General features: G+C 66.7%; 7 protein-coding genes. 4 read left to right on the top strand and 3 right to left on the bottom strand.

Annotation, left to right across the window (positions count from 1 at the left end):
* Window position 1: 1 nt before the first annotated feature.
* Window positions 2-1,147, bottom strand: a complete 1,146-nt coding sequence (locus tag AC5RV1_RS18680; protein ID WP_493995581.1) for a LacI family DNA-binding transcriptional regulator — start codon at window positions 1,145-1,147, stop codon at window positions 2-4.
* Between the two features lie 171 nt (window positions 1,148-1,318).
* Here AC5RV1_RS18680 and AC5RV1_RS18685 point away from each other — a divergent pair, with 171 nt between their 5' ends.
* The 3 genes from AC5RV1_RS18685 to AC5RV1_RS18695 are packed head-to-tail and all read left to right on the top strand — an operon-like array spanning window position 1,319 to window position 4,538.
* The gene (locus tag AC5RV1_RS18685) at window positions 1,319-2,488 is read left to right on the top strand and encodes a Gfo/Idh/MocA family protein (protein ID WP_493995582.1); all 1,170 of its coding nucleotides are present in this window, start codon (window positions 1,319-1,321) and stop codon (window positions 2,486-2,488) included.
* Complete coding sequence (locus AC5RV1_RS18690; RefSeq protein WP_493948946.1) at window positions 2,488-3,702, top strand: dihydrodipicolinate synthase family protein; 1,215 nt, start codon at window positions 2,488-2,490, stop codon at window positions 3,700-3,702. The genes AC5RV1_RS18685 and AC5RV1_RS18690 overlap by 1 nt, the downstream gene beginning before the upstream one ends.
* Entirely contained in the window at window positions 3,699-4,538 is an 840-nt protein-coding gene (locus tag AC5RV1_RS18695) for a sugar phosphate isomerase/epimerase family protein (RefSeq protein WP_493995583.1), read from the top strand. The genes AC5RV1_RS18690 and AC5RV1_RS18695 overlap by 4 nt, the downstream gene beginning before the upstream one ends.
* Before the next feature lie 136 nt (window positions 4,539-4,674).
* Here AC5RV1_RS18695 and xylB read toward each other — a convergent pair whose 3' ends face one another.
* Window positions 4,675-6,093, bottom strand: coding sequence for a xylulokinase (xylB, locus tag AC5RV1_RS18700; protein ID WP_493995584.1), 1,419 nt, complete (start codon window positions 6,091-6,093; stop codon window positions 4,675-4,677).
* A gap of 2 nt (window positions 6,094-6,095) precedes the next feature.
* Complete coding sequence (gene xylA / locus AC5RV1_RS18705) at window positions 6,096-7,283, bottom strand: xylose isomerase (RefSeq protein ID WP_493945667.1); 1,188 nt, start codon at window positions 7,281-7,283, stop codon at window positions 6,096-6,098.
* 139 nt (window positions 7,284-7,422) lie between these two features.
* Between xylA and AC5RV1_RS18710 the strand changes: the two genes are divergently transcribed.
* The gene (locus AC5RV1_RS18710) at window positions 7,423-8,649 is read left to right on the top strand and encodes an ROK family protein (RefSeq protein ID WP_493948943.1); all 1,227 of its coding nucleotides are present in this window, start codon (window positions 7,423-7,425) and stop codon (window positions 8,647-8,649) included.
* The last annotated feature ends 474 nt before the right edge of the window (window positions 8,650-9,123 follow it).

Raw genomic sequence — 9,123 nt, forward strand, 5'->3', positions numbered from 1 at the left:
TTCAGGCCGCCGTCTCGGTGCTGCGGCGGAGCGTGACTTCGCCGGTGATCGGATACGGCTGCACGACGGCGGCGCCTCCCTTTTCTGTACCGCCGGTTCCTGCGTCCCTGGATTCCCGGTCCGGCCCTGCGCCGGTCGCGAGGGCTCCCGGAGCTGTGGCACGGGTGGCAAGGCGCCCGATCTCTTCGAGCGGGAGGCGGACCGTGGAGAGTGCGGGGCGGAAATCGCGGAGTGTCTCGATGTCGTCGAAGCCTGCGATGATAGCGTCGCGCGGAATGCGGAGCCCCTGTGAACGGAGTGCAGCCGTAGCGCCGATGGCCATGACATCATTGACGGCAAAGATGCACAACTTCCTGCCGCCGGCCGCATCCCCGGATCCCGCCTGGCGTTCCTTGATCAGCCCGGCAAGCTTGAGGCCGGCCTCGTAGCCGCCCGCCCGGTTGAATGCGGTGCGCAGGATGTCCGCAGGCTCGCGCCCTGCCGCTGCCAGGCCCTCCTGGAAACCGCGCACCCGGTCGTCGGAGGTGAAGAGTCCCTCCGGGCCGCCGATGATTACAAAGTCACCGTCCCAGCCGGCGGCAAGTTTGACCGCCAGCGCTGCGGCGAGTTCCTGGTTTGGCACGGCCAGCACGTGGTAGCCCTCCTCCGCCGTCGCACCAACTACCGGGTGGCCCACAACCGCTACCCGGCCGCCGTTGCGGCAATACCTGTCCAGTTCGGCAGCCAGTTCCGCATTGTCCTCCTGGTTCTCCGGCTGGGACGAGCGGGAACCTGCGATCACGATGGAGTCGGCGCGGCGGGCTGCGAAGGCTGCCACCGCTTCCTTCTCTTCTGCCGGAGCTCCGCCGGTGGTGGCCAGCAGGACCATTTTGCGCTGCTCACGTGCTGCTTCCTGGACGCCCCGGGCAATGGCGGCGAAGTAGGGGTCGGCGATATCGTGGACGATCAGGCCTATCAAGCCGGAGCTGGACTTCGCCAGGCCCTGTGCCTGCGCATTGGGAATGTAGCCGAGGGAATCAGCGGCCTGCCGGACCCTGTCAGCGATGTCCTGGCCGGGCTTGCGCGCGGAACCGTTGAGGACGCGCGAGGCGGTGGCCGGCGACACGCCGGCGAGCCGCGCCACCTCGGTAAGGGTACTTGCAGCCACAGCAACTCCTGGAGGCTTTAGAGGAACAGTAAGCGTGCTCACATTATGGCAGTTTTACGCCCTTTCCGGAAAGCGCTTGCCAATACGTCTGCCCCGGTGCATCATGGATGTAGTGGGAATGCGCTTTCCCAATTAGCTTGAGTACTACTGCTCACTCACCGTGGAGGACACATGGGCTTCGAAACTAAGACGATCCGCATCGCCATGAACGGCATCACCGGCCGGATGGGCTACCGCCAGCACCTGCTGCGCTCCATCCTCCCCATCCGGGACGCCGGTGGCTTCACCCTGGAGGACGGCACCCGCATCCAGGTTGAGCCCATCCTGGTAGGCCGCAACGAAGCCAAGATCCGCGAACTCGCGGAAAAGCACAAGGTCTCCGAATGGAGCACCGACCTCGACGCCGTGATCAACGATCCCACCGTCGATATTGTTTTTGACGCCTCCATGACCAGCCTTCGTGCTGCCACGCTGAAGAAGGCCATGCTCGCCGGAAAGCACATCTTCACGGAGAAGCCCACGGCCGAAACCCTCGAAGAAGCCATCGAACTGGCCCGCATCGGCAAGGCAGCCGGCGTGACCGCGGGTGTTGTCCACGACAAGCTGTACCTGCCCGGCCTGGTCAAGCTCCGCCGCCTGGTGGACGAAGGCTTCTTCGGCCGCATCCTTTCCATCCGCGGCGAATTTGGCTACTGGGTCTTCGAAGGCGACGTCCAGGCTGCGCAGCGCCCGTCCTGGAACTACCGCAAGGAAGACGGCGGTGGAATGACCACGGACATGTTCTGCCACTGGAACTACGTCCTTGAAGGCATCATCGGCAAGGTCAAGAGCGTCAACGCCAAGACCGCCACCCACATCCCCAACCGCTGGGACGAAGCGGGCAAGGAGTACAAGGCCACCGCCGATGACGCCTCCTACGGCATCTTCGAACTCGAGACCCCGGCCGGCGACCCTGTCATCGGCCAGATCAACTCCTCCTGGGCCGTCCGCGTCTACCGGGACGAGCTCGTGGAATTCCAGATCGACGGCACCCATGGTTCCGCTGTCGCAGGCCTGAACAAGTGCGTTGCCCAGCAGCGTGCGCACACTCCGAAGCCGGTCTGGAACCCGGACCTGCCCGTCACGGAATCCTTCCGCGACCAGTGGCAGGAAGTGCCTGCCAACGCTGAGCTGGACAACGGCTTCAAGCTGCAGTGGGAAGAGTTCCTCCGCGACGTCGTTGCCGGCCGCCAACACCGCTTTGGCCTGCTGTCCGCCGCCCGCGGTGTCCAGCTCGCAGAGCTCGGCCTGCAGTCCAACGACGAACGCCGCACCCTCGACATCCCGGAGATCACGCTCTAATGACCTCGCTCATCCTTCCCTCCCACGACGGCGGTACCAGGGAATACCGGCTGCAGGGCGCTACGTCCTGGGCCCGTCCCACAGCCCCGCTGACCACCCGCCGCGCCTACGCCGCAGCACACGTCATCCCCGAGGTCCTGGCAGACAACACCCCCGGCGCCCCGGCCCGGCTCGACTGGGAAGCCACCATGGCCTACCGCCACGAGCTGTGGTCCTACGGCCTGGGCGTTGCCGATGCCATGGATACCGCCCAGCGCGGCATGGGCCTGGACTGGGCCGCCACGCAGCAGCTCATCAAGCGCACCGGCGTCGAGGCTGCCTCTGTGGTCTCGTCCGGCAACGCGGCCACGGCCGGCAAATCGGTCCGGGACCTCGTCTCCTGCGGCGCCGGCACCGACCAGCTGGACATCGACTCCCTGCCTGTTGGCGAAGCGGGACTCAAAGCCGTCCTCGAGGCGTACCGCGAGCAGATCGCCGTCATCACCGAGGCCGGGCCCAAGGTCATCATCATGGCCTCGCGGGCCCTCGCCAAAGTGGCCAGCGGCCCGGAGGACTACCTGAAGGTGTACTCCGCCCTGCTGCAGGAAGTGGACCAGCCGGTCATCCTGCACTGGCTCGGCACCATGTTCGATCCCGCCCTCGCCGGCTACTGGGGTTCGGATGATGTTGCGACAGCCACGGACACGTTCCTCGGGCTCATCAAGGACAACGCGGCGAAGGTGGACGGTGTCAAGGTCTCCCTGCTCGACGCCAGCCACGAGGTGGCCCTCCGCGCTGCGCTCCCCAAAGGCGTCCGCCTCTACACCGGTGACGACTTCAACTACCCCGAGCTGATCGACGGCGACGGCAGCCACCACTCCGACGCCCTCCTGGGCATCTTCGCCGCCATCTACCCGGCAGCTTCAGTAGCCTTGCAGAACTACGATGCCGGCAACGGCGCCAGGGCCCGGGAGATTCTGGATTCCACCCGCGAACTGGGCAAGCACATCTTCAGCGCCCCCACGTTCTACTACAAGACCGGGATCGCGTTTATGTCCTGGCTCAACGGCAAGCAGCAGGGCTTCCAGATGGTGGGCGGACTGCACTCGGGCCGGTCCGTATGCCACCTCGCCAAGACGTTCGAACTGGCAGACCAGGCCGGACTGCTCCGGGATCCGGCGCTCGCCGCTTTCCGGATGTCTGATTACCTGCGGATCAACGGAGTAGGAGTATGAGCGACTTCTCCCGCCTCGCCATCAACAGCGCCACCACCAAGAAGTGGACCCTCGCCCAGGTGGTGGAGGGCTGCGTCAACGCCGGGATCCCGTCCATCGGCCCTTGGCGGGATCGGGTGGAGGAAGCTGGTCTGGACAAAGCAGCGCGCCTGATCAAGGACGCCGGCCTGCGCGTCTCTTCCCTGTGCCGCGGCGGATTCCTGACCGCTGCTGACCCTGAGGGCCAGGCCGCCGCGCTGGCCGACAACCGCGCCGCCATCCTGGAAGCTGTGGCCCTGGGCACCAAGGAACTGTTCCTTGTTGTTGGCGGACTGGCGGCGGGCGAGAAGGATGTGGTGGCCGCACGCCAGCGCGTCGCGGACCGCCTCGCCGACCTCGCTCCCTTTGCGGAGGAAAACGGCGTCCGCCTGGTCCTTGAACCGCTGCACCCCATGTACGCGGCGGACCGTGCCCTGATCTCCACGCTGGGGCAGGCCCTCGACCTTGCGGCGCCCTTCGATGCCTCCACTGTGGGCGTCGCAGTTGATACCTTCCATGTCTGGTGGGATCCCGAGCTCAAAGGCCAGATCGACCGCGCCGGCCGGGAGAACCGCATTGCCTCCTACCAGGTGTGCGATTTCAACATGCCCATCGCCGCCGATCCGCTGCTGTCCCGTGGGTACATGGGCGACGGCGTAGTGGACTTTGCCACCATCGGCACCTGGGTTCGGGATGCCGGCTACACCGGTGACATCGAAGTGGAAATTTTCAATCAGGACATCTGGGACACGGATGGCAATACCGTCCTGGCCACAGTGAAGGAGCGCTACGCGGAGCTCGTCCTCCCGTACGCCTGACACGCTCTGGATGTCCTGTCCAGACCGCGGGCTCCTGCCACGCCTTTTCCCAACATGGCTGCCAGGAGCCTGCGCCCCACCCCAAAAAGACCCGGCCCGCCATCGGCGGTCCGGGTCCTTTTGTTGGTGAGGATACCTAGGCGTACAGCGAGGCGCATCTGCGGTAGCGGGCCAGCACCCCGCCGTCGTCCTGCCCTGCGGGGAGGTCGACGGCGTCGAGCGCCCACTGCGGAAACTGCCCCGTGAGTGCCGCGGCGGCCTGGCGCGCGGCGCCGTCGGCTACGTATTCCCCGGGACGCGGCACGGTGACCTCGATTCCCAGCAGCTGCGCTACGGCCTCCTGCACGGCCGCGGACTGTGCTCCGCCGCCCACCAGGATGATCCGCCTGGCCTCGACTCCCTGCTGCTGAAGGGCCGCCAGCCCGTCAGCCAGCGAACACACCACGCCTTCGACGGCGGCGCGTGCCAGATTGGCCGGGGTGTAATTGCGGCGGGTAATCCCATGCAGGGAACCTGTGGCGTCGGGCAGGTTTGGCGTCCGCTCGCCGTCGAAGTAGGGCACGAGGGTCAAGCCTCCGGCACCGCTTTCGGCGGAGAGCGCCAGCTCGGTGAACTCCGGCAGGCTGACATCCAGCAGGGCTGCGGTGGCATCAAAAACCCGGGTGGCGTTGAGCGTACACACCAGCGGCAGGTAATTCCCGGCGGCGTCCGCAAACCCTGCCACCAGCCCGGACGGATCGGCGGCGGCGGTACCGGACACGGCAAAGACCGTTCCGGACGTGCCCAGCGACATCACCACATCGCCGACGCCGGCACCAACACCCAGCGCTGCTGCGGCGTTGTCCCCGGCGCCGGCGGCCACGAGGGCGCCGGCGGGAGTCTTGCCTGCGACGTCCAGCGGGCCCAGCACTTCGGGCAGCAGCGGAACGTGCCCCAGTGAGGACTCCAGGACGTCCGGAAGGTACCGGCCCGCCGCCGTCGAATAATAGCCCGTACCGGAGGCGTCCGACCGGTCCGTGGTCAAGGCCTTAAGGCTTCCCGGTCCGCTGCCCTCGCCATAGCCCAGAAGCCGCCAGGTCAGCCAGTCGTGCGGCAGGCAGACCGCAGCAACCTTCGCCGCGTTCTCCGGCTCATTCCCGGCCAGCCAGTGCAGCTTCGTGAGCGTCAGCGACGCTACCGGGACGGTGCCCGTGGCGCCGGCCCAGTAGCTGGCGCCGGCGGCAGGGTCGCCGTCACCCGCGGTCCGGATCAGCTCCAGGGCCGCACCGGCACTGCGTGTGTCATTCCACAGGAGCGCAGGCCGGATCACCCGGCCGTCGCTGTCCAGGCAGACCATGCCGTGCTGCTGGCCGCCCACTGAAACCGCCGCTACGTCGTCCAGTCCGCCGGCCTTTGTGATTGCCTCCTGCAGGGCTGCCCACCAGTGGTCCGGGTGGACTTCGGTGCCCTCCGGATGGCTGGCCCTGCCTTCGCGGACCAGTGCTCCAGTGTCCGCATCACGGATCACCACTTTGCAGGACTGCGTGGAGCTGTCGATGCCTGCTACCAGTGCCATGGTCAGCGGGCGTTGAGGAGGTGTTCGATGGCGAGCTGGTTGAGGCGGACGAAGGCGAAGGAGCGTTCGGCTGCTTTGTCGGCGTCGAAGTCTTCGAACGCGGTGGTGTCGTTGAGCAGGTCGGTGGCGGTTTCGCCGGCGGTGAGGGTGGTTTCGCCGAGTTCGAAGACGCCGGAGGCGGCGAGGGCTTCCTGGACCTGGGGGTCGGCGCGGAACGCGGTGGCGCGTTCTTTCAGGAGCAGGTACATGGACATGTTGGCTTTGGCGGATTCCCAGACGCCGTCGTACCCATCGGTGCGGGAGGGCTTGTAGTCGAAGTGCCGCGGGCCCTCGTAGCGGGGGCCGCCGTTGGGGAAGCCGTTTTCGAGCAGGTCCACGGTGAAGAAGGCGCTGGTGAGGTCGCCGTGGCCGAAGACGAGGTCCTGGTCGTACTTGATGCCGCGCTGGCCGTTGAGGTCGATGTGGAACAGCTTGCCGGCCCACAGGGCCTGGGCGATGCCGTGGGTGAAGTTCAGCCCGGCCATCTGCTCGTGCCCGGTTTCGGGGTTCAAACCCACGATGTCGCCGTGTTCGAGCTGGGCGATGAACGCCAGGCCGTGCCCGACGGTGGGCAGGAAGATATCGCCGCGGGGTTCGTTGGGCTTGGGCTCCAGCGCGATCCGCAGGTTGTAGCCCTTGTCCTTGATGTACGCGGCGGCGGTGTCCACGCCCTCGCGCATCCGGTCCAGGGCCGCGGAGAGGTCCTTGGACCCGTCGTATTCGCTGCCCTCACGCCCGCCCCACATCACGAACGTCTCGGCGCCGAACTCCGCGGCGGAATCGATGTTCCGCAGGACCTTGGACAGGGCAAAGCGGCGGATGGAGCGGTCGTTGGAGGTGAACCCGCCGTCCTTGAATACCGGGTGGCTGAACAGGTTGGTGGTCACCATCGGGACCTTCAACCCGGTCTCGGCCAGGGCCGCCTTGAAGTTCTTCAGGATCAGCTCACGCTCCGAGGCCGTGGCCTCAAACGGGACCAGGTCGTTGTCATGGAAGGTGATGCCGTAGGCGCCCAGCTCCGCGAGCCGGTGCACCGCCTCCACCGGATCCAGCGCCGCACGGGTCGCAACACCGAACGGGTCAGCGCCGGTCCAGCCAACAGTCCAAAGACCAAAAGTGAACTTCTCAGCGGGGGTCGGGGTAAGAGTCATGATGCGTCCTTGCACTAGTTGTTCCGCCGTCGGTCCGGCGGTTAGTTCATCGCTTGAACTATATAAGCGTGATTACGCTAAGGTCAATAGCAAAGGGAACGCAACCCACGGTCCCGCATCGAGTACGAGGAGGCCGGCCATGGCGAACACGGCAACGGCGACAGCGGCCGGCGCCGCCACGCCGGGGAGCATGGGCGACGTGCGCCGGAGTAACCTTGCCCTCGTCCTCGGCACGGTGGCACAGTCCCCGGCCGGATTCCACCTGACCCGGGCGCAGATTGCAGCAGCCACGGGACTGACCAAGGCCTCGGTGTCGAGCATTGTCCTCGACCTTCTCGAAGCGGGCATTCTGCATGAAATTGGCCTGAACCCCCAGGGCGAGCGCGGCCGGCCGGGCGTCGGACTGGAATTAAACCCTGCACGCGGTGTGATGGGTATGGAAATCAACGTCGACTACATCGCTGCCGGCGCTACCAGTCTTTCCGGGGCCGTGGTGGTGCAGGAGATTCGTGAACGGGACAACCGCGATACTGCAAGTGCGCCTGTGATGGCTGCCCTCGCTTCCTTGGCTGCCGAAGTCCGGGCGGCGGCCGCGGCCAAGGGCATGGAGGTGCTGGGCGGAGGACTGGCTGTTCCCGGACTCGTGGATGCCGGCAGTGCAACGGTCATCACTGCCCCCAACCTGGGGTGGGTGGACGTAAAACTGGACGTTGCCCAGCTGCTTCCCGGCTTACCGTTGGGTGTCACGCTGTTCAATGAGGCCAATGCTGCTGCCCTCGCTGAACTGGCCCACGGTCCCCACCGCAAGCAGGACTTCCTCTTCATCTCCGGCGAAGTGGGTGTTGGCGGCGGGCTGGTCATCAGGTCGGAGCTTTTCACCGGCCCGGATGGGCATGCGGGGGAAGTGGGCCATATTGTGGTCGACCCCGAAGGCAGGCCATGCTCGTGTGGTGGAACGGGCTGCCTGGAGACAATAGCCGGGCAGGATGCGATTCTTGCCGCCGCGGGAATTGAAGGAAAACGGCAGGCGAGGTCGGAAAGCATGTCCGCCCTGGTGGAGGCGCTTGCTGCGGAGAAGCCGGACGCAGTGCTGGCCGTGCAGCGTGCCGGGCGGTCCCTGGGCGTCGCGATTGCCTCCACGTCACGGGTTACCAACATCAGGGCCGTTGTGCTCGGCGGGCACTTCGCCGTCCTCGAGCATTGGCTGCGCCCGCCGTTGATCGAAAGCCTCAGCAAGTACGCACCCGGAAAAGTTCTCCCGGAAAACATCACCACGGCCGCTGTGGGGGAAGGCGGAGCCCTGCTGGGTGCCGCGGGAAGCGTGGTCCGTTCCCTCCTGGAGGCGCCGCACCGGCTCCACTCCTAGCGTCCTGCCGCGGCACTGGCACGCATGGGAGCCGGGCGGACAATGGGAGCACTGTTCCTTCGGCTTCACCGGAGCCGAAGCCGCCCGCGTGGAAGTGATCTACTTCGTCGTCGTTGTTCCCGGGGTTCTGGCCACTGTGGCGATGGACCGCGGGGCCCGGCGCACGGCACCACGCCGTGCCACCGCGGTCGCCGCTTTCTCCCTCAAAAGGCGCCCCATGTAACGACGGAGGCCGCAGGCGCCGGGTAGAGGGCGTGCCCGTTCACAGCCAGCACTCACCGAAGGCCCTGTGCGGGACTGAAGCGGAGTCTTTCCACCGGGCCTGAGCCTGACACAACAGCACCTGAGGCTGACAAGAAACCAGTAGTGGGCCCGGGGGGGGGGCCCCCCCCCCCCCCCCCCCGCGGCCGCCCCCCCCCGGCGGGCAAAGCACACACCCCCCCGGCGGGCGGGAGCGACAGGGGCACCGCCCCC

It is taken from the genome of Arthrobacter sp. Hb9-2, assembly GCF_059091165.1.